At 45.9% G+C, this 26,055-nt stretch carries 24 protein-coding genes; 10 read left to right on the top strand and 14 right to left on the bottom strand.

Annotated elements, in window-relative coordinates:
* The first annotated feature begins 181 nt into the window (after nt 1-181).
* The 3 genes from leuE (at nt 182) to OM978_RS15595 (ending at nt 3,247) form a co-directional block, all read left to right on the top strand.
* A complete protein-coding gene (leuE, locus tag OM978_RS15605) occupies nt 182-829 on the top strand; it encodes a leucine efflux protein LeuE (protein ID WP_264343197.1) in 648 nt (215 codons plus the stop codon).
* 144 nt (nt 830-973) lie between these two features.
* Nucleotides 974-2,011, top strand: a complete 1,038-nt coding sequence (locus OM978_RS15600) for an IS110 family transposase (RefSeq protein WP_264343196.1) — start codon at nt 974-976, stop codon at nt 2,009-2,011.
* Between the two features lie 618 nt (nt 2,012-2,629).
* A complete protein-coding gene (locus OM978_RS15595) occupies nt 2,630-3,247 on the top strand; it encodes a hypothetical protein (protein WP_264343195.1) in 618 nt (205 codons plus the stop codon).
* Between the two features lie 123 nt (nt 3,248-3,370).
* Here OM978_RS15595 and OM978_RS15590 read toward each other — a convergent pair whose 3' ends face one another.
* From OM978_RS15590 to OM978_RS15560, 7 genes are all read right to left on the bottom strand, one after another.
* On the bottom strand, nt 3,371-4,606 hold the full coding sequence (locus tag OM978_RS15590; protein WP_264343194.1) for an ABC transporter permease: 1,236 nt from the start codon (nt 4,604-4,606) through the stop codon (nt 3,371-3,373).
* A gap of 10 nt (nt 4,607-4,616) precedes the next feature.
* A complete protein-coding gene (locus OM978_RS15585) occupies nt 4,617-5,927 on the bottom strand; it encodes an ABC transporter permease (protein WP_264343193.1) in 1,311 nt (436 codons plus the stop codon).
* Nucleotides 5,928-5,936: 9 nt separating this feature from the next.
* Nucleotides 5,937-6,641, bottom strand: a complete 705-nt coding sequence (locus tag OM978_RS15580; RefSeq protein ID WP_264343192.1) for an ABC transporter ATP-binding protein — start codon at nt 6,639-6,641, stop codon at nt 5,937-5,939.
* A 48-nt stretch (nt 6,642-6,689) separates the two neighbouring features.
* The gene (locus OM978_RS15575; RefSeq protein ID WP_264343191.1) at nt 6,690-7,964 is read right to left on the bottom strand and encodes an efflux RND transporter periplasmic adaptor subunit; all 1,275 of its coding nucleotides are present in this window, start codon (nt 7,962-7,964) and stop codon (nt 6,690-6,692) included.
* Nucleotides 7,965-8,139: 175 nt separating this feature from the next.
* Entirely contained in the window at nt 8,140-8,658 is a 519-nt protein-coding gene (locus tag OM978_RS15570; RefSeq protein ID WP_264343190.1) for a Rid family hydrolase, read from the bottom strand.
* Nucleotides 8,659-8,932: 274 nt separating this feature from the next.
* Nucleotides 8,933-9,367 carry a hypothetical protein gene (locus OM978_RS15565; RefSeq protein WP_264343189.1) on the bottom strand — a complete coding sequence of 145 codons (435 nt, stop codon included), beginning with the start codon at nt 9,365-9,367 and terminating at the stop codon, nt 8,933-8,935.
* A gap of 75 nt (nt 9,368-9,442) precedes the next feature.
* Nucleotides 9,443-10,294 carry a DMT family transporter gene (locus tag OM978_RS15560; RefSeq protein ID WP_264343188.1) on the bottom strand — a complete coding sequence of 284 codons (852 nt, stop codon included), beginning with the start codon at nt 10,292-10,294 and terminating at the stop codon, nt 9,443-9,445.
* A gap of 349 nt (nt 10,295-10,643) precedes the next feature.
* Here OM978_RS15560 and OM978_RS15555 point away from each other — a divergent pair, with 349 nt between their 5' ends.
* The 4 genes from OM978_RS15555 (at nt 10,644) to OM978_RS15540 (ending at nt 12,903) form a co-directional block, all read left to right on the top strand.
* A complete protein-coding gene (locus OM978_RS15555) occupies nt 10,644-11,063 on the top strand; it encodes an immunity 41 family protein (protein ID WP_264343186.1) in 420 nt (139 codons plus the stop codon).
* 158 nt (nt 11,064-11,221) lie between these two features.
* Complete coding sequence (locus tag OM978_RS15550; RefSeq protein WP_264343185.1) at nt 11,222-11,917, top strand: hypothetical protein; 696 nt, start codon at nt 11,222-11,224, stop codon at nt 11,915-11,917.
* A 52-nt stretch (nt 11,918-11,969) separates the two neighbouring features.
* A complete protein-coding gene (locus tag OM978_RS15545; protein WP_264343184.1) occupies nt 11,970-12,260 on the top strand; it encodes a hypothetical protein in 291 nt (96 codons plus the stop codon).
* A gap of 196 nt (nt 12,261-12,456) precedes the next feature.
* Entirely contained in the window at nt 12,457-12,903 is a 447-nt protein-coding gene (locus OM978_RS15540; RefSeq protein ID WP_264343183.1) for a hypothetical protein, read from the top strand.
* A gap of 70 nt (nt 12,904-12,973) precedes the next feature.
* Here OM978_RS15540 and OM978_RS15525 read toward each other — a convergent pair whose 3' ends face one another.
* From OM978_RS15525 to OM978_RS15500, 6 genes are all read right to left on the bottom strand, one after another.
* Nucleotides 12,974-17,395 (bottom strand): EAL domain-containing protein, encoded by a 4,422-nt coding sequence (locus tag OM978_RS15525; RefSeq protein ID WP_319633877.1) that lies wholly within the window; start codon nt 17,393-17,395, stop codon nt 12,974-12,976.
* 212 nt (nt 17,396-17,607) lie between these two features.
* Complete coding sequence (locus OM978_RS15520) at nt 17,608-18,567, bottom strand: cobalamin biosynthesis protein (protein WP_264343182.1); 960 nt, start codon at nt 18,565-18,567, stop codon at nt 17,608-17,610.
* Complete coding sequence (gene mtnN, locus OM978_RS15515) at nt 18,568-19,281, bottom strand: 5'-methylthioadenosine/S-adenosylhomocysteine nucleosidase (protein ID WP_264343181.1); 714 nt, start codon at nt 19,279-19,281, stop codon at nt 18,568-18,570.
* A 143-nt stretch (nt 19,282-19,424) separates the two neighbouring features.
* A complete protein-coding gene (locus OM978_RS15510; protein WP_264346958.1) occupies nt 19,425-20,309 on the bottom strand; it encodes a pirin family protein in 885 nt (294 codons plus the stop codon).
* 111 nt (nt 20,310-20,420) lie between these two features.
* Nucleotides 20,421-20,912 carry a methylated-DNA--[protein]-cysteine S-methyltransferase gene (locus OM978_RS15505; protein WP_264343180.1) on the bottom strand — a complete coding sequence of 164 codons (492 nt, stop codon included), beginning with the start codon at nt 20,910-20,912 and terminating at the stop codon, nt 20,421-20,423.
* Entirely contained in the window at nt 20,909-22,312 is a 1,404-nt protein-coding gene (locus OM978_RS15500; RefSeq protein ID WP_264343178.1) for an AlkA N-terminal domain-containing protein, read from the bottom strand. The genes OM978_RS15505 and OM978_RS15500 overlap by 4 nt, the downstream gene beginning before the upstream one ends.
* 192 nt (nt 22,313-22,504) lie before the next feature.
* Here OM978_RS15500 and OM978_RS15495 point away from each other — a divergent pair, with 192 nt between their 5' ends.
* From OM978_RS15495 to OM978_RS15485, 3 genes are all read left to right on the top strand, one after another.
* Nucleotides 22,505-23,842 carry a PP2C family protein-serine/threonine phosphatase gene (locus OM978_RS15495; protein ID WP_264343177.1) on the top strand — a complete coding sequence of 446 codons (1,338 nt, stop codon included), beginning with the start codon at nt 22,505-22,507 and terminating at the stop codon, nt 23,840-23,842.
* A gap of 11 nt (nt 23,843-23,853) precedes the next feature.
* Complete coding sequence (locus tag OM978_RS15490) at nt 23,854-24,345, top strand: STAS domain-containing protein (RefSeq protein ID WP_264343176.1); 492 nt, start codon at nt 23,854-23,856, stop codon at nt 24,343-24,345.
* 67 nt (nt 24,346-24,412) lie between these two features.
* Nucleotides 24,413-24,874 (top strand): VOC family protein, encoded by a 462-nt coding sequence (locus OM978_RS15485; RefSeq protein WP_264343175.1) that lies wholly within the window; start codon nt 24,413-24,415, stop codon nt 24,872-24,874.
* Between the two features lie 101 nt (nt 24,875-24,975).
* Here the strand turns inward: OM978_RS15485 and OM978_RS15480 are convergent, their stop codons facing one another.
* Entirely contained in the window at nt 24,976-25,986 is a 1,011-nt protein-coding gene (locus OM978_RS15480; RefSeq protein WP_264343174.1) for a hypothetical protein, read from the bottom strand.
* Between the last annotated feature and the right edge of the window lie 69 nt (nt 25,987-26,055).

Here is a 26,055-nt window from a genome sequence, read left to right as displayed (position 1 = left end):
AAAAAATCGGCAAGGTAACTTTTACAGCATAGTCTGAGGCGAAGTTGCTTGCAGTGACTCATTTTCGCTGCGTTTTATCAGTTTCCCCGCTAAATTGCAGTGACTTTTATAAGCCGCTAGCCTGATAATATTTATAGATAAACAACAGCACAGAGACAGTAAAGATAAAGCTCAGAGGATAATGATGGAAAGTTTTGGTGTAATTCAGTTTTGGACCTTTTTGGCCGGTGTGGTAGTGATTATATTGATGCCAGGACCAAATAGTCTGTTTGTGCTGAAAACCAGCATAGTGCAGGGACCAAAGCACGCATGGTGTGCACTTGCCGCTGTGCTATTGGGTGATGCAACTTTGATTTTGTTGTCTTACCTTGGTCTGGCGTCTGTGCTATTAGCCTCACCAGAGTTGTTCCGCTGGATACGTTACTTAGGCGCGGCCTATTTACTATTTATTGGCGTGCAAATTTTACTGAGTTTACGTCAATCTAAAGCAAGCGAAGGTGCCGAGGGCCCAGCGGTAGTCGCCGCAGCCAGCTGCGCTTCAGTATTCCGTAAGTCCTTGTTATTAAGCCTGACTAACCCAAAAGCCATTTTGTTTTTCCTGTCATTTTTTATCCAGTTTATCGACTCCAGCTTCACCCCAAACTGGGTGCCTTATCTGGTGCTTGCCTTGGTACTGGAAGTTATCAGCTTGATCTACCTGACGACTTTAGTCTACGCAGGCGCAGCCATAGCCAGTTTCTTCAAAGGCCAACCCAAAGCAGGGCAAGCAGGGAATTTAGTGTTAGGCCTGTTATTTACCGGCTTTGCAGTGAGATTGGCTTTGGCGTAAAGCTTTGAACAATGCCTACTGTAGTTAAAAGACCTCTACAGCAATTTGACTTGATGCCGAATGGGCCCCCATTAGATGTATGGACTCCCCTCCCCGAGAGGAATTATGGTGAAGTTGTCACACTAACCAAAAGAGAGTCCATACATGCAAAACTATACCGTGCTCGCTATCGACCTTGCAAAACAAGTCTTCCAGGTTGTAAAAACAACAGGTTATGGTTCATTGGCTTACAACAAAACTGTGAGTCGCGAGAAATTAAAAGAGTTACTGCATAAAGAATCTAAAGCTTTGGTGGTGATGGAGGCTTGTGGCGGAAGTCATTACTGGTGTCGGTACGCTCAATCCCTTGGTCATGAAGTAAAAGCGTTACCTGCACGTCGGGTCAAAGCATTTCGTCAAGGTCATAAGACGGATGCTAATGACGCGCTGGCTATCGCCACTGCGGCCAGGCAGCCCCATTTAAAACCTGCAAGAATTTTGACGACAGAAGAGCAAGGTTTGCAAAGTATTGAAAAAATGCGCCAGTTGCTGGTCGCTCACAAAACAGCGATGAGTAATCAGCTTCGTGGTTTATTACACGAGTTTGGTCTGGTGATAGCTAAAAGTGATGTGGCACTCAAACGAGCCATTCCCAATCTGCTCGAAGATGGAGAAAACGGTGTACCTGACTGTTTTCGTCAAAGCCTGGCTCAAATGTGGTCATTATTTCTGACTATTGAGACAGAGCTCGCGCAACTCACATCCCACCAAACGCAGCTGACCATGCAGGATGCACAAAGTCGCTCATTGATTGAGCTTGAAGGTGTGGGACCGATAGGAGCCTTGGGTTTAAAACTGGCAATAGGAAATGGGGCTAGTTTCAAAAATGGCCGGGATGCCGCCGCCTGTTTGGGTTTAACCCCCGTTCAGCACAGCAGTGGCGGTAAGCAAAAAATAGGCTCTATCAGTCAAGCCGGTGGTCATAAGCGATTACGATCACTGCTTATTATGGGGGCAATCTCTGTTCTGAGCTATCTGGAAAAGCGGGAGCCAAAAAACGCAAAAGAGAACTGGTTAAAAGCGCTAATGCAACGCAGAGGAAAGCGAATTGCGGCAGTGGCGCTTGCCAATAAAACAATCCGCACTGCTTGGGCGATGCTCAGCCGTGGCGAAGATTACAAACCGTCGTTACAAACGGTGTAACAAGTTCTATCTACAGATGCTTAAACACAGGTAAGACCGACCATCAAGAGCCTGACGCGCCCAAGGGTTGAAAAAACCGACCATTAGGAAAGGCATGATGGTGCGAATACATTAAAGGGCAGAGGTAGCTCCTCAATAAAGCCCGTATATAAGAACGCATCTATACCAGTGAAAAGAATCTGTTGATAGTTCAGGGGAGTCCATATAAGGGCGCGAGCCGGACAAAATTGGGTGGCCAAGGTTTTAAGACGGGGAGTGTTTGAGCGAGGAGCGGTAGCGACGAACGAGTTGCCGAGTCGCCTTGGACGCACAATTTTGGGCCGGGCTTTCGCTGCGACCTGGGGTCGCCTTTTATGAATTACATCCATGTAATTCACCCTGCGGGTCAGCCTTCGGCTGTTAGAAAGTGCGTCCTGCACTTTCTAACTTTGGATACTTTCTTTTGGCGAAGCAAAAGCAAAGTATCTCGCCAACGGCGAAATCGTTTGCAAATCATTATTTTATAGCTGTGTTTACAGTAAATGCACACTAGCATGCTTGCCTTGACGGTCAGAATATTTCCGCTTTCAGAATATTTCCGCTTATAGTGAATCTTAAATTTAAAGGAGTGAATTGTTTATGAGATTTTCGATCTTCGTAATGTTGGTGACTCTATCATCCTGTGTTTCGGTAAAGGTTCCTGAGTTCAAGGAAACAAGATTTCCGACAAAAGTATCTTTAAGTGAATTTAATAATGTGTCAGGACAATTTATCGAAAAAGGCACATTTGGTTTTTTGATGACTTACCCTAAAGGTGAATATGCTGAGTCATTGGTTTATCGAGCCGATGGTTACGGTAGTAACTACAATCAGCATGTGGGAGTTACCAAAAATGTATTGGGTTTTAATATTGAATCTACAAAGATAAATGAGTTTCTGAGTGCCACAAGTAAATACTTGGAGTGGGAAAGTAGAGCTAAGACTGATGGAGATGCTTTTAGTAAAGACATAGCCAAAATACGCTATGGTACTGAAATTTCAGATTTTGACTCCTACTATAAACTTTCTTTTCACTCAGGGAATGAACAGTCTCATTATCTGTTAGTTTCTTCTTGTTCCTCGAGTGCATTAGTTGGGGAAATTTGCGCTGGTAATACAGCACTCAATCGTGCCAACGTATTGCGATTGATTGAAGATATAAAAAGCTATCAATCTGGCCAAATATCTCAAAAAGACATTGCATCGAAATATCAATAAGATCTTGTAAACGCAAATCTTTTGGCAGTAAAAGCTAAAAACAAAAATCCCTCAGCCGAAGGACAAAAAAGCTGAGGGAAAGGTTGGTCACTTTTGACTTACCAGGGAGTTGTTACAAAACTTTTAAGCTCGTCCTCTTGTTGCCGTTGCCGGCGAAATTTTCGAGGCGACTAAGGCTGGATAACTGACGGCTAGCTGGCCAACTATCAGCAAGGCCACTACACCTATTACCAGCAAGACCGGGCTTAACGGGCTCATCTCAAAAGTCGCCACCAGCCAGATATTTAAACCTACGGCTCCTGCTGCACCTAGTATTACGCCAGCAACGCTTATCAGCAGGTTTTCCAGCATAAAGTAGCGCATCACTTGCCACTGGCTAGCACCTAAAGCGCGGCGGGTGCCGATTTGGCGGGTGCGTCTGTTAATGCTGAACATAGCCAGGCCAACAATGCCAAAGCCTGTGATAAGCGTCAGCACAATAATGACGGTCAGCAGAATAGTGTTAGTCGCCTGATGCTCCTGATAACTTTCGTCACGGGTTTGTTCCATGCTGGTAACATTGCGGATAATGCGGCCTCTGTCACTTTCAGCCAGCATTTTTTCAATTAGTGGCATTAACTCGTCACGACGACCAGGCTCGGTGCGGATAAAAAAGCGGCTGCCTTTGCTGTCCAGTTGTTGCGGTACCAGCATGCTACGTTCTACGCCATTCCAGCCGTTCCATGGTGCTTGCAGAGTTTTCATTATCCCTATGATTTGCACCGGTTGATGATTGTCGATGTAGAGGGTTTTACCTAAGGCTTTTTTCCAGTCACCTTCAAACATAGTTTCAGCCAAAGCCTGACTAATAATGGTTTTAGGTGGCCATTTCGTGCTGCCTTCTTCACGCCAGCCGATATCTGAGTTCTGGAAATTCTCGCCAGCAATCAGTTCTACGCCCAGCGCATTGATACCGTGTTCGTCCACCATATAAACCGCGGTGCCTGTGCCTTCAATATCGTCGCCCGGTTTGGTTTGCAGGCTCATAGACCAGCCGCCGCCGCTTAAAGGGATAGCATTGATTTGAGTGGCATCCACCACACCTGGTGTCTGGCGGATTCGTTGTAAATCCTGCTGCAGCGCTGTTTTCAGATTGTAGTTTTGCGCAAAGACAGTATTGCTCAGATAAAAGGTATTGGTTTCATCCAAACCGCTGGCTCTGGCCATTTGCTGACTACGTTCCTGCATCATAAAAATGGCGTTTACCATAATGGTCAGGGTCAGGGCGATTTGCAGGGCTATCAGCAAAGCACCAATTTTATTGCGCATTAAAGCGCGGAACATCGGGCCCAGTTCCAATCGGGCTAGTAGTTCTAACATGGCAAACTCCTTATTGGCTTTTCAGCTGAACGGACGGCTGCACCTGACAGGCACGCCATGTGGGATATAAACCGGCTAATAAAGCACTGAGCACCGCCAGTCCTATCGCCATAGCGACCAAGGTGAAATCCAGCTGAGCTAAATCGCGGATCCAGTCGCCATACATCACTTTGATGGCTTCAAGCCCAAGTAAGGCTAGGATCAGACCCAATAAGCCACCTGCTAACCCTATACAGCCTGATTCGATTAAATGCTGGATAAACAAATCGTTACGGCTGGCGCCTAAAGCCTGACGTACGCCAATTTCTGAAGCTTTACCTAAAAACTTCGCCAGCAATAAACCTACGGTATTCAGTAAACACACCAGCAGAAACATCAGCGACATCGCCATCATCATGCTGGCGTCGTCTGATACCACTTCGGCATATTCCAGCCACTGCATCACATCACGTAATTTGTTGTTGTCAGTACGGGCAAAACGGCCATATTGGTGCTGCTCTTTGGCGTACGCATTCATAAAGCTGAAGTAGGCTTCTTTATCCTGAGCTGTGGGTAATTCCACCCAGAGTTGCACCCAGATACATTCAGAGTCTAAGAAAGCCTGAAAGCCTGATTCTGTTGGTTTCCAGCAGTTGGTATTACCGGAACGGCTGAATTTCTGTTCGGTAATTAAACTAAAAGGCACAAAGACCTCTTCCACGTCGTTAAAAGAGCCGGTGCTGATATCGTAAAACCGCGGTTTTGGGTTCCAGCGGTCCATAACACCAGTAATTTTGTAATCTTCACCCGCCATACGTACTGTCTGGCCTGTTGAATCTTTGCCACCAAACAGGCGTTCATTCAGTTCGGCATTAATGACAATCACCCGTTCTTTTTTCAGATCAGCCTGATGGTCCCAGCCGCTGCCATATAAAAAAGGCACATCAAACATAGGGAAAAAATCGGCACTGTTGGCACGGCCCTGCACCATAAAAGGCAAAACTTCTTTGTCGGCAGGTTCAATCACAGCAGCCATACCGCTTTGAATACTCTGACGTTTGGCTTTTTGGGCTTGCCATAAGTAAGTGGCGTCGCGGTAAGTTAATTGCTCTGGCGCATCACCGTCGTCGTTGTAAGGGTTATTTGGCTCCCAGCTATCCATCTGCACAAAAAACAGCTGCTCACTTTTCTGTGGGATAGGGTTGGCCGACATCAGGTAGTTCACTGTAATGGTAGTCATAGACGCACCAATACCTAAACCTATGGCGCAGACCATCAACAGCGTCATGCCCCAGGTACGTTTGCAGCTTAAATACGCCAGCTTCAGATAATAAGAAAACATAGCAGCTCCTTAAGCTTCGCCAACCACATGCAGGTTAGAGTTTTTGCTGGTCAGCTCGCTGACGTGGCCATCTTTGATATAAATTTGGCGTTTGGCACGGGCTGCAAGGCTTGGATCGTGCGTAACCATTAAAATGGTGGTGCCGGCTTTATTGATATCTTCGAGCAGACTCATCACACTTTGTGCCATCTGGCTGTCAAGGTTACCTGTGGGTTCATCCGCTAGTAAAAAGCGTGGTGAAGTCGCCAAAGCTCTGGCTATTGCCACACGTTGCTGCTGACCACCGGACAATTGACTTGGCAGGTGTTTCATACGGGAGGCTAAACCCACCTGATCCAGGTGGTGTTCAATACGTTTTCTGCGCTCAGCTGTGTTCAGACCACGGTAACGCAAAGGTACATCTACGTTGTCGAACAGGTTTAAATCAGGAATAAGGTTAAAGCTCTGGAAAATAAAACCTATTTTCTGATTACGCATGCGTGAACGGCCGCTGTCGTTCAATTTGGCTATGTCTTCTCCGTCCAGCAGGTATTCGCCGCTGGTGCTGGTTTCCAGCAAACCGGCAATATTTAAAAAGGTAGTTTTGCCTGAGCCTGAAGGGCCAGTCACACTGACAAAGTCGCCTTCGTTAACATGCAGCTGAATATCACGCAGTGCATGAGTGGCCACATCGTCCGTGATAAAAGATTTACTGATTTTATTCATAGTTAACATAAAACTTTCCCGCCCTGGTTATAAATTCGGTTGATTGTGTTGGTTTATTTATTGGTTAAGTTGTACTGTGCTGGCGCCGTCGAATATATCGGTGCCAGAGGTAATGATTTGATCGCCTGGTTGCAGCCCTGCCAGAATTTCGACTGAGTTCAGACTGCGGGCTCCCAGTTCAATCGGGGTTTTGATGGCCATGCCATTACTGACTTTGTAGGCAAATTTGCCATTACTGCTGTCAAGAAACTGACCACGGGCTACCTGCATCACGCCTTCACGGTGTTCCAGCAAAATACGGCTGCTTAAGCGTTGGTTTTGACGCAGGGCAGGAGGCGCTTCTTTGGTAAAACGTACCCGGCCTTTCACCTGGTTTTCGAACACTTCAGGGGAAATAGTCACCAGTTTGCCCATATACAGCTTCTGCTCAGCTGTGACTTCGACCGGAAGGCCAATGGTTAAGTCGTTGGCATAACTTTCAGGCACAGCGATTTCCACTTCAAACTGACTTAAATCCACCACAGATAAAATCAGCTGGTTTTTAGTGATATAGGTTTTGTTTTCTACCGCCAGATTACCCAGTAAGCCATTCACCGGAGAACGCACCTGCAGGCCATTGACCTGACGCTGGAAGTCTTCCACCAGCAAACGTTGACGGTCCAACTGCTGGGCTAAACTTTGCACTTCAAAATCGAGGTTTTCTTTATTCAGGCGGGCATCTTCAACGGCGTGCTGATGCTGTACTTTGGCGGTTTCTAAATCGTCCTGCGCTTTTTCCAGTTCTAATTTACTGATCACGCCTTTTTCAAAACCCTGGTCGGCACGGCGTTTTTCTCTGTCCGCTGTGGTGAGCGTCATCTGAGCTATATCCACGGCTTTTTTGTCAGTCAGTTGCTGCTTTTTCGCTAAGATTTTTTGACGGTTATGGCTGGTTTCTAAGCTGTAAAAGGTGGCTTGCTCTTGCTGTAATCTGTTGTTTAACTCAGGGCTGTCGATAATGGCCAGCACATCGCCTTGTTTGACTTCAGTACCGGCATCAAGCAGCAAGCTGATGGTGCCTTCCGCTGTTGCATAGAGCTTAGGACTGACTGCAGCGACCACTTGGCCCTGAGCCGAAATATCACGGGTAAAATCTGCTGTTTTGACGATATCCAAACGCACACGTGACAAAGATACCGACATGTCCGATTGTGACCAGCTGCGCGCTGCCGGAATAATTTGCCATAACAGCAACACCAGAAGCAGGCTGACGGAGCCTGCTACCCAGATTTTTTTATTGGTTTTTTTTGGTGCTAGTCGCTCGTCCTGGCTGCTGGTATCCGCTATTTTCATGGTTTTTCCTGCACTTTGCGTCTTTGGAAAGGCATCAAAAAATGCCGCTATTACCAATGAGTCGTAGCAGGATGAAAAAAGGTTTGAACGGAATTAAAATAAATTTGTAGCGGCGACCTTTATGGTCGCCCGACTCGCAGTTTTCTAGAAAAAACTAAAGTTGATTTCAGCTGTTTTAAGGCTTGGCAGCTGGTTTACGTGCAATAATTTCGATTTCGACTAAACCCCGATCGGCAAATAATTCTGCGGCGCCCACAGCTGTCCATGCCGGGTAAGGGGCTTTAAAAAACTCGTCTTTTACCGCCATGACCGCCGCTATATGTTCTTCTTTCGTGCCTTTAAACAACGGACTTCTGAACAGGTGGTAGCTATTCATTTTCACCACATGTTCAGGCCCAAGGCCTGCTTGTTTCAACAACGTATTCAGGTTGCCAAAGGCCCGACGTAAATTCTTTTTAAACAATTCAGGTGTGACGCCCTCAACCGGAGCACCGACAATCACACCGGAGAAAAACACTAAATCGCCGGAGCTGCGCGCTGGTGAATAATGCCATTCCTCATAAGCTTTTTTTGTTTTGGCGCTGTCGATATAGACATAACCATCCACAGTAGGGATAGCTTCTTCGCCAGACTGAGCCATTAAAGCAGTACTTAACAGCGCTAGGCTAAGCAGGGTGGTTTTTATAACGGACATAAAACACCTCATAGAGTGAAAACTACGTTCAGTCTGAGGGGGATTTCGAAGAACTTGTTTTTGGTTTGGGATAAATGGCGGCAGATGCGGGACAACAAAGCAGCAAAAATGGTGTCAGGTCTAATGTGATGACCCTGACGAATATAGGACGAACATAGCAGGATGAAAAAAGGTTTGAACGGAATAAAAATAAATTTTTGGGGAAGAACAACAGAACTAACTAAATAAAGAAAAGGCCCGCTAAGGGCCCGATTTCAAAATGAAACACAAGCATCTACGGCTTTTCGCATTTCATTGCAATAGAGCAAGTATCGGTGTCTGTATCACATCCTGTTTGGCTTGTACGGCATGACATGTGCTTATCTGTGACAAAATATTTTTGCAGAAAGCTTTCCAGTTGAACATGAGTGTCCATGCCGTATTGATGATTCAGTGACAGGTTAGCGCTATTTTCATTTTTATGGACATAGCCCTTGAGCTCAAAGCAGCCAGAGTTTTTTATAAAACAAACAGATATGGGGCTGTCAGGAGCCATAGTTTTAACAACCATAAGAAATCGCGGTGTCTGCGCGAGGTTTGTCGATAAAACGGGCTTTAATTGTTGAGCATGGGGGCTGTTATGACTATCTGAACCTTCAGTATCAGTCATTGCTAACGCAAGAGCCGAAAAAAACAGCATTATTCCAAGCAACAAAACCTTAGGTATCATGCAAATATCCATATTTTTTGGTTTTTATTTTAGTCCTGATTGTTCCGTTTTTTGTTCTATTTGTCAAAAAAATGTTTACCATAAACGTTGTCTGGTACTGATATACCCAGCGTAAAAGATAATAGCCACACCAGCAAACCAGCTCATGGTGACAGGTTCAGACCAGAATAAATAACCAAAGAGGCCGGCAAAAATCACAGAGCTGTAGGTCCAGATGCCAATATCAGAAGCGGGAGCTAAAGCATAAGCTTTGGTCATCGCCATCTGGCCTATAGCTGCTAATACGCCCATAAACCCAAAAGCCCACCAGGCAATAACTGGTAATTCCTGCCAGTAAAAAGGCACAGGAACAAAGGAGATAATGGCGGTCAGTAAGGAAAAATAAAAGACGATACGTGCCGCAGGTTCAGTGTCGGACATATACCGAATGGTGGTTTTGGTGACCGCCACTAACACGGCTGACAGCAGTGCTATTAAAAACAGGTAAAAAGCACCACCGCCTGTGGCAATAGGCAAAGCCAGCAATACACCACCAAAGCCCAGCGCTATGCTGAACAAGGTCAGGCGGCTGGCCGTTTCTTTTAGCCAGAATTTAGCTATGAGTGGCACTATAAAAGGCGACATCAACAGCACTACCATGGCTTGCGCTAAAGGCAGTTGGCTGATGACATAAAAGAAACAGTACATCGAAATAATGCCGGTAATGGAGCGGCTTAAATGCAGATACCAGCGCTTTGTATAGAGCAGTTGTTTGCCCTGCACCCAAAGCCAGGGCAGCATGACCAGTAAGGCAAAAAAGTTGCGGAAAAATACCACCTGCGCATGACTGGCACTATCGCTGGTCAGTTTAACCAAAGCGCCTATACCGGCAAAACAAGCTTCAGCCAATAAAAGCAATAATGCGCCTTTCAGCAGATTGGGTTGCATCGGAAATCACATCAATCGAAGAGGCGCGCAGTATATACCCGAAGATATTGATGTTGCAAAGCTGTGCAGGGTGTTGCTTGCAGATAGAGGCGAATACACAGTGTAATTTGCTATAACCATAAAACAGGCACGCTTTGAACAAGTCAACAGGCACATTTATTTGTTGCTGAAGAAGGAAAAACGCTCTAATTTAGGCACTTAGCGTTGGGCGGAAAAAAAATAACAGGCCAGAGAAAAGTAATAATGTGCCAGCACGCTTTTGGCCCTAGCTTGTAGAGGTTGGTTTTGATTAATCAATCTTCATCAATTCGTTAACGCTGGCTTGTGATCTGGTATAACCAGGTAAAGTGTGCCGGCACAATATACAAATGTTAAGTGCTCAGGAGATTACATTATCGAAGATCTGTTTAGGAATTGGGCATCAAGCGAGTTATTTGATGAGCAATCTTTCATATCAAAACTTCATGAGTCTCACATATGGGATGATGAATACAGGAAACTAGATAACGCGATCTACGACCTTGCAATAAAACATGGCGACGATGATTGCATACCTAGAGAGATTGCTTGGCCGATAGCTAGAATCTTTAGCTATCTAATGATGACATTTGAAGCACACCACAACAAAAATGACTTCTTCGCCATTAAAGACTTGGATTCTGACCAGGTATTTGACCGCAGAGAAAGAGTGCAGCTAGTTTTTGAAGGCTTTTTTAAAGGTGAAATGATTCCGAATGATAGCTTCGACTATTTTGACCCTAGCAGATAATGCACTTAACAAGGCAAGGCAGCAACGCACCTTCGGTGCTGGACTCGCTATCGCTCGCCGCTGCTTGCGGCGTTAGACCTATGCTAATTGCTCGACTTCGTCGACTCTTGCACACACTCTTCAAGCGAGCAACTTCGCCCACAAAGGACACAGAGAACATGGAGGACATTGACAACCAATCGGAGCGAGACGAAATTCCATATCAGAGCTGGAACGAACTGGATTTCAGCATAGTTACGATGGGGATGAAGAAACTTCCGTTTTTTGAAGATGACTTGTGGCTTGGCATGCAAGCAATGAATGTTGGCATTGTGGACTCCATCATCACTGAGCATGAGTACGCTTTGCTTCGTGAATACTTCGAAATAGAAAAAACTCCAATGGAGTCCGCTCTTGCCGTGTCAGCTCTCTCTCAAATGTGGGTGTACAACCTGTACGAAGTACTTCGAATGTGGCGAGACAGAAAATTCCAATTCAACAAGCTGTTCGTTAATGGCGGCATAGAGCCAAAGTTAAATGACCTGCCTGATGACGAACTTGGAAACCTCACAATAGATGTAAGACGCAGGCAGCTCGAAACGTATCGAGACTCCGAGGAGTATCGGGAAAGGATCAACAAAACATGGGATGGGCTAGAGCCTATCTACAGAATGGTTGAGTTGTTCCGCATGAACTTAGCGAAACACTGTGCTCCGGGAAAAGATGGCGTCATTCCACGCGCTCCAGGGTATGGAAGAATCAACAACTGGTGTGGTGCCATGGACTACGAGCTTGTTGATTCCGATGGCTATTACCATTACATGAACCGAAGAAACATAGCCGATGCATTACGCTCCTACGTCAAATCGGTCTAACAAATCCGTCGAGAGGGACGTTAGAAGACCTACTGAAGATCAGAGGAACACGATGTACTCAACGAAAGTATTGCTGCTTGCTGCTAGAGTTTCTTTCATTCATATGACTTGGCTTGTCTCAATTATCGGTGTGCCAATGCTCTACTTTGACAAAGATCTTCAATTGAGCGAAAAAGTGGGCTTGTTTGCATTTTTTCTTGTTTTTCTGTGGCTTATATACTTTCTGACGAACGTGTTATTTCATAGGCTTAGTTTAAGAAAGCCGGAAGCTCTCGAAGCCTTCTTGAGCAAAGATGAAGCTGTCAGAGGTAGGGAACTTGGCACACATTTGGAGGGCTGGTAGTGGTAGAAACTTCTAACAAGTTGCTGAATTCCGTTCCGGCCACAAACAACGTGGCCTCCACTGAACTGCCTACGCTGCGCTGCGGCAGCCCATTAGCAAATAGTTAGGTTGGAAAGGATTGCATCAATGTCAAAATGGAATCTTCAGGTTGACCTTTCCCCCAAATTTAAGACCATGCCATTGATGAGACGCAATAATGCTTAAAGCTAGCCATTTATTTAAGGTTGATTTTTTTATATCGACGGTACTGGCTCTGCTTTTTATTGGATGGTTTATAAACAGCAGAAGTGATTCAAATATCGGTAAGGTCGATCTGGCAGGGAGTGTTCTAACCTGCAAAAAAGATGAAAAATGGTCAAATTATCAAGGTTATTTTCGCTTGGATAATGAACAATATTATACCTTGAAGAAATATAATTCTTGCGACGATTTTATAGCTGAAATGGCAGGTAAGCCATTAATTGCAAGGTACTTAAAATCTAATGGTTTGATCATAGAGTTAAAAGAAAACGATAAAGTTTTGCATGACTCAGGATTTTATGCTGCTGGCTTGGGATTAGTGCTGATTTGGTTTTTAACATTTGCGTTAGTGAGAGTTCCGGTACGTTGGCTTTTAAAAAAAACGTGCATAAAAACACCTTAAACATTATTGCCTGCCGCGCTGAACTCATAATGAGTAGCTAGCCATTCAGGTCAATGTTATGCACAACCACTTAATTCAAATGTTCACTATGCAGCCAGTTAATCAGCTCAATAGCTGGCATTGGTTTGGCAAACAAATAACCCTGGATCAGATAACACTGGCGGCTGCTGAAAAATGCCAGTTGTTGTTCGGTTTCTACGCCTTCAGCGACACAACTCATACCTAAGCTGCCTGCCATCGACAGAATTGCTTCGATAATAGTTTCATCGTCTGGATCTATGCCGATGTCTTTGACGAAACTGCGGTCAATTTTGATGGCATCTATAGGTAATTCTTTTAAATATTTTAATGATGAATACCCTGTACCAAAGTCATCCAAAGCCAGCTGAATTCCCAGTTGGTTCAGTGCCAGCATAGTGGTAATGGCTTTTTCGTGATCCCGCATCAGAGCACTTTCAGTCACCTCAAAACGCAGGCAAGAAGGAGGCAACTGATATTTCGCCAACAGCTTTTCAGTATGTTCTGCCAAAGAAAGCTGTTCTAAATGACTGGTGGACAAGTTCACCGACAAATACAAATCTAATCCAGCCTGACGCCATTGCTGTAAATCAACGAGTGCCCGTTCCAGCAAAGATAACGTCATAGGAATAATCAGACGTAAATCTTCTGCCATAGGAATAAATTCAGTCGGTGGAATGAAGCTGCCTTTGTGGATCCAACGCATTAAGACTTCAACACCTATCACCGACTGACTGCGACAATCGACAATAGGCTGGTAGTAGTTAATAAATTCGCCATCTTTAAAGGCCTGGCGCAACTGAGTTTCTTTGGCCAGCTGCATATGGGCTTTTTCGTTCATTTCAGCAATAAAAAACTGGAAGTTATTACGGCCCAAATCTTTGGCGTGATACATGGCCACGTCAGCATGTTTCAATAACGAATTAGCGTCTGTCGCATCGTCCGGATAAACTGCGATACCAATACTGGGTGATACGCTGACGGTATGAATTCCCAACTGCATAGGTTCACCAATAGACTGCAGCATTTTGCGTGCAACATGGCTGATGTTGTCATCGTTTTTATAGCTTTCCAGCAGCACGACAAATTCATCACCGCCCAGGCGCGCTATAGTGTCTGTTTCTCTTAAAGTGGTACGCAAACGTCTGGCAACTTCCTGCAGTAATTGATCGCCAACATCATGGCCTAAGGAGTCGTTTACCTGCTTAAATTTATCCAGATCGATAAAACACAAGGCCAGAGATTTTTTCGCCCGTTTTGCCTGCTCAATGCCATGCTGAATACGGTCCATCAGCAAAGTACGGTTAGGCAAGCCTGTCAGTGAGTCATAACTGGCCAAATAACGTAGTTCTTCTTCTGCCACTTTTTGTGCGGTGATATCGGTAAACACCAAGACAAAAAACTCTACTTTATCTATATCGCCAATAGCGCTGATATTAATAAGGGTAGGGCGCTCTTTGCCATCCGGCGTATGCACCAGCTCTTCACCTTGCCAGTGCTGGTTGACGGTTAAACCACGCAGCAAGCTGGTATAAAAACGACGGCGTTGTAAACTGATACCTAAATGATGGGTTTTAGGGCTGACCAGATACTGATCCACAGATCCAAATACATCAGCAAAAGACTGGTTGGCAGCTATGACACGCTGACTGGCATCTAAAATGACCACCCAATCACGGGTTTGCTGAAAAGCTTCACCAAATAACCTGGCTTTTTCCTGGTTCGCTCGGGTTTCGGTAATGTTACTGAAGGTACCTATCACCCGCTCAGGCTGACCTTTGTCATCCACTTCAGCCACTTTACCTATGTCACGGAACCACAGCCATTTGCCGTTTTTATGCTGCATACGATAGGTGTGGTCGAAGGTTTTATCCGGTGTTTGCATTAGCTTCAGCCAGGCTTGCTGGTAAGCCTCTTTATCCTCAGGATGCAATAATGACAGGTGCTGAGTCATCGCCAGCGGATTCAGGGCTTCCTGATAGCCAAGCATGCTGTAGATCCTGGACGCGAACATAATATTTTTATGCGCATGCCATTCCCAGGCTCCGCTATCGATAGAGTCCAGAGCTTGTTTTAAGCGTTGTTCACTGGCGGTCACTTTTGAGTGAGCTACTTTGAGCATACGTTGCTGTTTTTGACGGGTGCGCAGGTAAAACAACATCACAATCAAAGAAATAGAAGCGTAAGCTATAAAAGCCCAATGACTAAGCCATGGCGCAGGCTGCACTTGAAGTCGCAAGGTTGCGACTTCACTTTCAAGGCCTGTGACAGGGGATACAGCCACTACATTAAACTGGTAATTGCCCGGAGTCAGTTGTGGAAACATCACTGAGCTTGAGCTTTGCTCCGGGAAAACCAAACGCTGCGGACCATCCAGCCAGTAGCGATAACGCATTTTGCCACTGTCACGGAAATTCAGGCTGGAATAACTAATGGTTAAACCCTGACTATCGTAAGGCAAAGTAAAAGACTGACCTGATAAATCTGTCATCGGGCTTTCTATAGGCGATGACAATAAATCCAGCTGAGTAATAACAATACGTGGTTTGCGTCTGGGTTCAGTCAAGGCCACCGGAGACAACAGATTCAGACCCCGTATTGAGCCAAAAGCCATTTCGCCATTACTTAAGGTGTCACTGCTTTGACTGATAAATTCGTTACTGGTTAGGCCGTCTTTTTTACTGAACTGTTCAATATGCAAAGTGTCGACATTCAGCGAAGACACACCATGCAAGCTGGAAAACCAGATCTGCCCCACTTGGTCACGATTGACCGCGTAAACCACATTGGTATTGAGTTTGTTTTTACTATGAAAGTGGTGTTTCAGCTGCATGGTATTGGCATCAAAGGCCAGTAAACCAATATCTGAAGCGCTGAACCACAAGGTATTATTTTTATCCAGCGCCATTTTGTCGGCAAAACGCATACTAAAAGCCGGGTTCGCTTCGGCTTGATACAAGGGTTTTAGTTCTTGGGTTTTTTCATTGTATAGCCAGATTTTTTCATAGGCAGATAACACCAGCCACTCTGGCTGACCTGGCCATTTGCCTAAAATAATCCGCACTGTACTGGCAGCTATTTTTTTGCTTAAGTCGGTTAGTTCGTCCAGTTCACCTGTCTCTGCGTTATACAGATAAAAACTTTTCTCTGTCAGCAGGTAAAAGGGCTGTTGTTGGTTTAGCCAGCTGCCCGGTCGCGCTGTTTCCAATATCGTTTTTTTAGTGGCATCGGTCAGCTTAGGTTGTTGCAGTTCTTTGTGTTGGACTGAAAAATAGTTTAAACCGCTGGACGACAAAAACCATAAGCCACTTGTTTTATCCATCGACAGATTCATGATGGTGCTGGTATGCCAGACCGCTTTTGGATCCGGGTTAACCAGAAAATGCTGAACTTGCTGAGTTTCAAGATTTAATAAATTCAAGCCATTGCGGCTGCCAAGCCAAAGCTCTTCCCTGCTTTTTTCAGCAATAGACGTAATTTTGTCATTGCTTAGTGCATCGGTGCCTGTCTGACTGAAACTGCGGATAGCTTTGCTGCGAGGATGCCAATAATAAGCGCCATCAAAACGACTGCCCAGCCAATAACCGCCCTGGCCATCCTGTTGCAAAGCCACCACATTATCGTCGGATAAATTGAAGTTACTTTCGCTGAAATTCAGTACCAATTCTGTGCTATTGAGCTCAGGCGTGTAACGCAATAAACCACGTTCTGTGCCTACTAAGAAGTGATCCGACTGAACCTGAATTTGCCAGACATTGGGGCCTGCAATCAGCTCTGTACTGATCGGGTTTTGTCCTGTTTGCAGGAATTGCGCGATTTCATCCAGTTGCAATTGATACAGACCTTCGACTGTACCAATCAGCAGCTGATTTTTGTTGAGTTCCAACGTCTTGACATGACGTTGATAGTCTAGTGTTTGCCCTTGTGGTAAATGCGGCACCAGACTGAGTTTTTTCGCAGCTTTGTCATAGAGTACTAAACCGTGACTGGTGCCCAGTAAAATCCATTCTTTGGTATTGAGCACAGTGCGGATCAGGGCATGGGCTAAATCCAGATCGGCCAGCTTTGCCAACAGAGTCAGTTGGCTGTTGTCTATCTGATAGCTATACAACTCAGTTCTGCTGCTGAGTAACAAATCGTCATTGTCTGCCTGAGTTAAATTGATAAAGCGGTTTTCCAGTGTCATTGCACCTGGTAAGGAGCCATGTAAAAACAGCTGTGCTTTGACTGGATCAAAGGCATACAAACCCGAGCGTGGTGCTAAAGCCCATAAACGTTGTTTTTGGTCGATCAATAATTTGGTGAATGCCAGACTTTGTAACTGCGCAGAACCAGCGCCTATGATCAGGTTTTTATAGCCATCAAAGCGGTTTAAACCTGCATCGGTAGCAACCCATAAAAAACCCTGACGGTCGAGTAATAGGTCGTTGACTGAACCCTGAGATAAGTTTTGATCCGGTGTTAATGGTTGCAATAGCGGCGCAGCCAGAGTGGATTGGCAAAAACAAACAAGCAGCAACAAGATGCATACATAGCGCAATAGGGCTAAAACAGGCAAAACGATTCCTCAGTAGGTCGGTTGTTATTTTTATAGTTGTCTGCTGTAAGAAGCCCTAGAAAATACAGCGAATAGCGCTTAAAAGTCCAGTATAGTTCCAAAGAATTATTACAAAAATTATCAGGCTGTTAATAAATAAACCAAAGGCATTGTAACAGGCTGAAAATAAATACCAGAAGAGCTGAATACAGTTGAAATTGCCGGTTTAGTTTGAGGGCTCCCAATACGTCACCAACTTGTGGTAACTGTGCAGGCCCGAGCCGCTGACGCTGGTTTTTCTGTTGCTGGTACATCACTGGGCCTGCCAGATTAATCCGCAAGGCAGAAGCTAGAGCACCCAGAATAAGCAGATGGGGTAAACAGAGTTTTAGCTGTGAAGCCTGACGCCATTGGCGGAACGCTCCTGCTATATCTGTCAGGAATGCCAACAGCAGGGCAGTGAGCAGGCTGGCGGGAAAGCTGGCCCATTGAGCTAACAAAGAAGCAGGGCGACCAAAATAACGGAAGTTGCTTTGTTTATCGTTCCATTGCTGATTACACAACAACAGCAAGCGATAAGCCACAGCGGCTAAACCACCGCCTATTAAAAACCAGAAACTAACCCCTACCCATTGTTTGGCGGTACGAAGCCATAACATCTCAATGTTTGCTTTGCATAAGCCCGTGCTGCTTAAACTCTGGGTTTGACGTAACACCAGGGGTTGTAACAGATCTTTGGCTCTGCTGTTTTGTTGCTGGCTAATAGCCAAAGCTATTTTGTGGCTTTGCTGGCGGTAGTGGACAAAGTCCAGACAAAAATACAGTAGCAAAGCATCCAGCACTAAAGGCCAGTCGGATAACCAGTACAAAGGCGCAAGTAAAGCCAGAGTTGGCAACATCACCAAAACCAAAGCCAAACTGCCGGAAATCAGCTGCTGGCTGGTCGCTCGGTTTGGATCCGGATGAACTTTTGCAGCTAACTGTTTGGCGAAAATACGAAAGAAGGTTAAAGGCTGGTAATCCTGCGGCAATAACACCATGCTGCCAAGCAACCAAATGCTTAGCAGAACCAGTGGATAAGCTGAAAGATCGGCCAGCCAATATGGCATTTAGTTAAGCTGAACTGTTTTGAGGTTTTTCAAAAGTTCCAGCACCATGGCAGAACTGTTTTTAGAGGCGATTTCTAAATAAGCTTCAAAAGAGCTAGGAGACTCTTTGCCTGCGATATCGCTTAAGCTGCGGATCACCACAAAAGGTGTGTTCAGTTGATAACAAGCCTGAGCTATGGCTGCACCTTCCATTTCCACAGCAAGCATGGTCGGGAATTGTGCACGGGTTTGAGCAATACGCTCAGGCTGGCACATAAACACATCGCCCGTAGTGATTAACCCCTTTTTAGTTTTGCAAAAACCTAAGGTATTGATGCTTTGCTCTGCTGCGCTGATCAAAGCCGGGTGGGCCGTAAAACCTGCAGGCATGCGTGGCACCTGACCCATTTCATAACCAAAAGCTGTGACATCCACATCGTGATGACGTACTTCAGAAGAAATCACCACATCGCCTACATTCAGCTCCGGGTCAAAACCACCGGCTGAACCAGTGTTAATGACACAGTCTGGTTTGAACTGACTGATTAATAAGGTAGTAGCGACAGCTGAAGCCACTTTGCCTATACCAGATTGCACTAATACCACGTCAGTGTCGGCCAGACAGCCCTGATAAAACTCATAATCCGCCAGTTTGACCGTGGTCATATCGCTCAGTTGAGCTTTTAAAATTGCAATTTCCGGCTCCATAGCGCCGATAATACCCACAAGTTGCATCTGCCGATCCTCTCTAAAAGAAAGGGCAGATGATAACATCTGCCCTTTCTAAATTACACCCGAACAATAGATGGGCGGGGATAAACCCAACTTAGCATCGGATTGGAATTCAAGACGGGCGGGGACAAGCCACCGCCCCTGCATTAGATTGATTTATGAATAGCTATGGTTTTGGCTTGCTGGTTATTGGTCAGGGTTCCGGCCTGATAATCACGGATAGCTTGCTCAATTTCCTCTGGCTTGTTCATCACAAAAGGACCGTATTGCACTACAGGCTCTTTGATAGGCTTAGCGGCCAGCAAGATAAAACGTGCTTTGTTTTTTGCTGAGACAGTCACGCTGTCACCATCGGTCAGCACAGCGCCGTGATGATTTGCAACTCTTAATCCTTCAACAAAAACTTCGCCTTCAAAAGGATACACATAAGCGTTATGACCAGCTGTGACCGGCAAGGTCAGGCTTTGTCCTGCTTCTAACTGCACATCCAGATACAGAGGTTCAGTCGACAGGCCAAAAATAGGACCACGCACAGTCTTACCATTGACTACAGTTTCGCCTGCAATCACTTTGACAAAACTCTGCTGAGATAAATTCAGCAGCGGAATATCAGCAGCCGGAATATCAACATAAGCGGCTTCTTTCATTTTTTCCGCGGCAGGCAAATTAATCCACAGCTGAAAACCACGCATCAGGCCAGATTCCTGTTGCGGCATTTCTGAGTGAATAATGCCACGGCCTGCTGTCATCCACTGCACACCACCACTGGTTAAATGGCCCTGATTGCCGAGGTGATCTTCGTGCAACATATGGCCATCCAGCATATAAGTTACGGTTTCAAAACCGCGGTGTGGATGGGCAGGAAAGCCGGCAATATAGTCATCGGCTTTGTCTGAACCAAAAGCGTCCAGCATTAAAAATGGATCCAGTCGCACGCCCTGGCTTTGACCCAGGCTACGTTTAATTTTTACGCCAGCGCCGTCAGAGGCCAGCATGGCAGGGATCAATTGTTTTAAAGTACGGGCTGTCATCATAAACTCCACTTCATTAGGGGATGGCTGGTTGATGGGTTCATTAAAACAGCTCTTTTATCGAAACAATAGCGGATTGTTTTGTTATCACTGTTCGAAAAAATTGAATAATCAGTGAGCCTCCAGTTGAAACAAGCCCAAGGCTAAAGCCGTATTTTGTTCATGTTTGAGTAGCCAGTCTTTACGCTCTAATCCGCCGGCATAACCTGTTAAAGTGCCATTGGCACCTATGACTCTGTGGCAGGGCACAATAATAGTCAGAGGGTTACGGCCATTGGCAGCGCCTACGGCCCTTACTGCTTTTGGGTTATTCAGCGCATGGGCAATATTGCTGTAGCTGCGAAGCTGTGCAAAAGGTATTTTGCTTAACTGTTGCCAGACTGCTTGTTGAAAATCAGTGCCATGAGCTGCCAGAGGCAAATCAAACTGTTGCAAGGTTCCGGTAAAATAGGAATCAAATTGGGCTTTGCAGTCCAGTAGCAAGCTATCGTTGCTGTGATCTGGTGCCTCGCTATTGTCCCTGAACAAGACTGACTCTATACCTTTGAAATTCGTTGTAACGACCAATGGCCCTAAAGGTGTGGCAAATTGCAGTTGTCTCATTCGGTTGTCTCCTTCAAAGCAGGACGGGATAAGCTAAACCACAGCTGAAAGGTGGCATAACTGCGCCAGGGCGCCAGCTGCTCCGGTGTGATATCGCCATGGCGTTTTAAGGCTTTTTGCACTCCTAAATCACCACCTAACCAAATATCCGGATCAGCAAGACCCCGCATTTTGCTGTAAGCCACAGTCCATGGCCCTATGCCCTTGAGTTTTAACCAGTCATCGGGCGTGCTTTGTGGTTCAGCTATCACAGTAGCGGCCAGTTGCTTTAAGGTATCGCGTCTGGCTTGTGGCACTTTCAGCATCAGTAATTCGTTTTGAGTGATGGCTTCCGGGGTTGGAAACAGCGTTTTCTCCGGGTCATCTGGGAGTGGTTCTGCTAATTCAGAGAGTAAACGGTTCAACTGAGTGCGGGCGCCTTGCACACTGACTTGTTGTCCTAAAATAGCCCGAGCTGCTGCTTCAAAAGGACTCCATAACCCAGGCAACCGTAAACCAGATTCCAAAGAGTCGCCAAACACAGCTGCAAGTTGCTGTTCTATCTGCGGCATATTGGCATCTAAATCAGCCAGTTGACGAATACGTTGCAACACGGAGGTTAACTCTTGCTGGCTGGGCCAATGCAGCTTCAACTGCATTACACCTTCTTTTGCCGGGCTTAATTCAAACCAACCATGCACAACTCCGTCCTGAGTTGGCCAGCTAAAAGTTCTGCCATAGGCGTTACCTTTCACCCATTCCATGCCTTCCAGAGTACGCTGACGCCAGAATTCCAGCTGAGCTTGCCAGTTCAGTGGCGGACGGTAACTAAGTTGTAATTCAATCACTGATGAGTGTCCTGTCATTTTTTTACGGCGAATTTGGCTGGGGTTAAGCAGCAATTGTTGCTTAAAGGCATCATTAAAGCGCCGGATGCTATGAAAACCACATAAGGCAGCAATCTGATGTACTGGCAGCAGGCTTTGATGCAGCAGCTGTTTGGCCAAAAGCACCTGCTGATACAAAGCATATTGTTTTGGCGCGACGCCTAAATGCTGCTGAAAGAGTTTACGTAAATAACGCTCACTAATGCCAAGACGGGATGCTAAAGCAGCCTGATCGCCATGCACTAAGGCACCTTCAGCAATGAGTTTTAATGCGCGTCGTACACTGGTTTCCACGCCAAGCCAGGCCGGAGACTGTGGCGCACTGTCCGGTCTGCAACGTAAACAAGGCCGGTAGCCTGCAGAGGCAGCAGCCGCTGCACAGGAAAAGTAGGTGACCTGATGTTCAGCCGGAGATTTAGCCGGGCAAATGGTGCGGCAATAAATCCCTGTGCTTTTTACCGCAATAAAAAACAGGCCATCAAAACGGCTGTCACGCGATAAACGGGCTTGTTGGCAGACAACAGGATCAAGCATGGTAAGGCTCATCAGCAAAAACTAAACAGAGTGTACCTTGAGAACAGAAAAAAAGCTGGCCGGATCCGGCACTGAAAGAACGCGTTTTTACAGTTGTTCGCCGAGTCTCAACTGCAGTTTGATCTCAGACGACTATAGTTAAACGAACCGCTAATGCCAGTTCGACCAGCCATTAATGTGAAGGAATGCCGTATGGAACAACACCTTAATGCCCCACAAATGACAGAGTCAAACGAAGACAGATTGTTGTTTGCTGCTGATGCTGAAATCACAGACGAGCAGCAAGCTTACTGGACTGTACTGATTGTGGATGATGAACCTGAAATCCATCAAATCACTTTACTGGCACTGCGTGATTTTAGCTTTATGCAGCACAAACTTCGTTTTATCAGTGCCTACAGTGCGGCCGAAGCACGGCATATTCTTGAGAAAAACAACAACATAGCGCTGATTTTACTGGACGTCGTGATGGAAACCGATGACGCAGGGCTGATGCTGGTGCGTTATATCCGCGAGCAGCTGCAAAACCAGCTGGTACGTATTATTTTGCGCACTGGTCAGCCAGGGCAAGCGCCTGAACATCGGATAGTTCTGGACTATGACATTAACGATTACCGCTCGAAAACCGAATTGACAGTACAGCGCCTGACCACCAGTGTGGTATCGGCATTACGATCTTATATCGCCATCAGGCAACTGGCTGATCTGAATGAACATCTGGAGCAACAAATACAAACCCGGACAGAGCAGCTGCAAACGACCAATCAGCAGTTGCAGCATTCGTTGGCTGAGCTGGAAGCGGGCGAAAAGGCCGGTAAACAAGTGCAGTTTAAAATGCTGCCGCCCGCCGTTTTTAATTATGCTGAGTATCAATTCAGCCATGTGCTTTATCCGTCAGAATTTATGAGTGGCGACTTTGTCGATTACTTTTGTGTGGATGAGCATAAAGTGGTGTTTTATATCGCGGATGTCTCAGGCCATGGCGTGGCTTCGGCATTTGTCACTGTGTACCTGAAACGTTTTATCAGCTCCAGGCTGGAGCGTTATCAGCGGGACAGCTCTGCTTCTGTGGTGGATCCGGCCGCTGTGTTAACCGAACTGAATAAAGAGCTGCTGAAAGACAAAATCGGCAAATACATAGCGCTGTTTTATGCGGTGCTGGATACGCAAACGGCTGAATTGACCTATGCCAATGCAGGGGCTTTTCCCTGGCCTTTGCTATTGCAGCAACAGGATCAGCAGCAACATTATCTGGAACTTAAAAGTAGCCCTGTTGGCATGTTTGACTTTGCCAGTTACCACAATCAGCGTTTAGTCTTGCAGCAAAACAGCAGCTTAGTTTTATGTTCTGATGGCATTTTAGATCTGTTACCCCAGCAAAACACTGAACAAAAACTGCAGTACTTATTGCAACAAAGTTACCAACACAGAGACATTGCTGATTTGTTACGGGCTTTGGCGATAGATCCGGAACAACAGTTGCCAGACGACTTAACTATACTGAAATTAACCCGGCAACAGATAGCCTGAGTGAGAACTGTATGACAGAGCAAATCCTGTTCGCCTGCGTTGACCAATGCTGTTTTTTCAAATTATCCGGTGAACTGCGTTACACCAATGCCAGTGGCATGGACGAGCTGGTGGAGCGGCTGTTTTCTGCTGAACTTCGCTGCACCCAACTGGTGGTCGATTTAAACGAAGCCAGTTTTATGGACAGCACTTATATTGGTTTGCTGGCCGGTTTAGCGCGTTATGCCCAGCAGCATCAGTTAGCAAAACCTGTGTTGTTTTGCACTGTACCAGCCGTCAATGAGCTACTGTTCAGCCTTTGTCTGGATCAGGCTTTTGATATAGTGCAGCAGCCTACTCATCCTGCTGTTGAGCTGAGCACTGTGCAGGCTGCACCCTATAGCGATCAGCAAAAAGGCCTGATGATCCTGCATGCCCATGAAGCGCTGATTGCGCTGAATGAAAAAAATAAAACGCAGTTTCAGTCTGTGGTGGATGTATTAAAACAGCAGTTAGGCGAATGAGCCAAAGATCTCTGACTATACTGATAGCGTTTTTCTACTTCAAATAAAAGACGACAAGGAGAAGATCATGTCCGACGTTCAGGCTATTCCACCAGGCCTTGCTGCGGTATTGCCTTATCTGGTGATTAAAAATGCGGCCGCAGCATTTGATTTTTATCAAAAAGCTTTTGGTGCCGAAACGATAATGTGCATGAATATGCCATCCGGCGCTGTGATGCATGCCGAAATGCGTATAGGCAGTGCGACATTTATGTTTAGTGAACAAAATGATGACTGGGGCACTAAAAGCCCGGATATGCTGGGCGCGAGTCCGGTCACCTTAATGATTTATGTACCTGACGTGGATGCCTTTGTCGAACGCGCAGCTGCCGCTGGTGCCACTATTACCATGCCAGTATCAGACCAATTCTGGGGCGATCGCAGTGGTTGTTTACAAGACCCTTTTGGCCATAACTGGATGATTTCTACTCATATTGAAGATGTATCAGAAGAAGAAATGGCAAAACGCTCTGCAGAGATGTTTGGCTAGTTTTGTGCTTGAAGCCGCAGCGACAAGGCTTGCGTGGAAACGCTTGTGGGTTGTACTCGCCGAGACGCGGCAGTACAACTAAGCTTTTTCTATGTACCCACTCACACCTTCAAATCAATTTGCTGCAATAAGCCGACATCTTTATCTTCGGTGATAAAAATGGAGCTGCGTTCCAGCCGGCCTTGTACTTCGTCTTTGTGGCGCAAGCTAAAAGGTGTGGCTATTGAATCGACGCTTAAAGCCGCTACGCCCATTTCTTTTAAGCTATATAAGCCTTTATCTTCAGGACGCCATAACCATAAACTTTGCCAGATTGGGTCTTGTTGATCGAGCAGGCCGTTTTGGTCTTCATCATAACTGGCAAGTTCAGCAAAACCTGCGCCTGAGCTGGGGCCAAATAATTCCTGGCCTGAGTCGACTGCGCCGTTGTTATTGCTGTCTTTTGCGAGGTAATACTGACCCTGCGCCAGTTGCTGAATAGATTTGGCATTGTCTGTCAGGTTAAAGTCGCTGCTTTTGCCTGTAAGTTCCACCGGACGGCCGTTAAAGCTCATCACTAAAGGGTCTTTCATCGGCTGTTCTGTGCGTTCGCTGTAGCTGAATTCTTCGTAGCTCATGGCAAATTGCATCGACCAGCTAAAGTTGCTGCCATCCTCTAAAGCGACAGAACCTGAAAAGTCAGCGCTGACGGCTTCATAACGGTACGACCATTCACGAATAGTGACTCCACTGGCATTTTGGTTTTGTGGCTGTTCTGGCTGAGCTCTGTTGTCTGTACCGTTTAAAGCGCGGTTTAATTCAGCAGGGTCTACCCAGCCTTGTAACTCTTCACCTGTCAGTTGCTCCAGCAAACGTTTGATGGTGCCAATGGAATACACAGCGTTAAAGAAGCCATCTTCACCGCTGTTATCTGCTGTTTCTGCAGGTTTTGACTCAGGCATAGTTTCAGAGGAAATACCATTAGCCGAAGGTAACGGAGAAGTCTGAGTTAAACTTCTGTTATCCTTTGTTACAGTTGAGCGGTCGTTTCGCTCTGGACTCACACTGCGGCCTGAATACAATAGCTGCTGACTGCTGGAGTTCTGTTGTTGCTTGATGCTGAGGATTTGCATTGTAGCTCCCTCTCTGACTTGGGCTTAACGACTGTATCGACCAAAATTGTACAAACTTTAACCAGGATC

It is taken from the genome of Rheinheimera sp. MM224 (genome assembly GCF_947090785.1).
Lineage (GTDB): Bacteria > Pseudomonadota > Gammaproteobacteria > Enterobacterales > Alteromonadaceae > Pararheinheimera.
The sequence above is the reverse complement of the archived record's forward strand: the minus strand, read 5'-3'. Positions and strand labels throughout refer to the sequence as shown.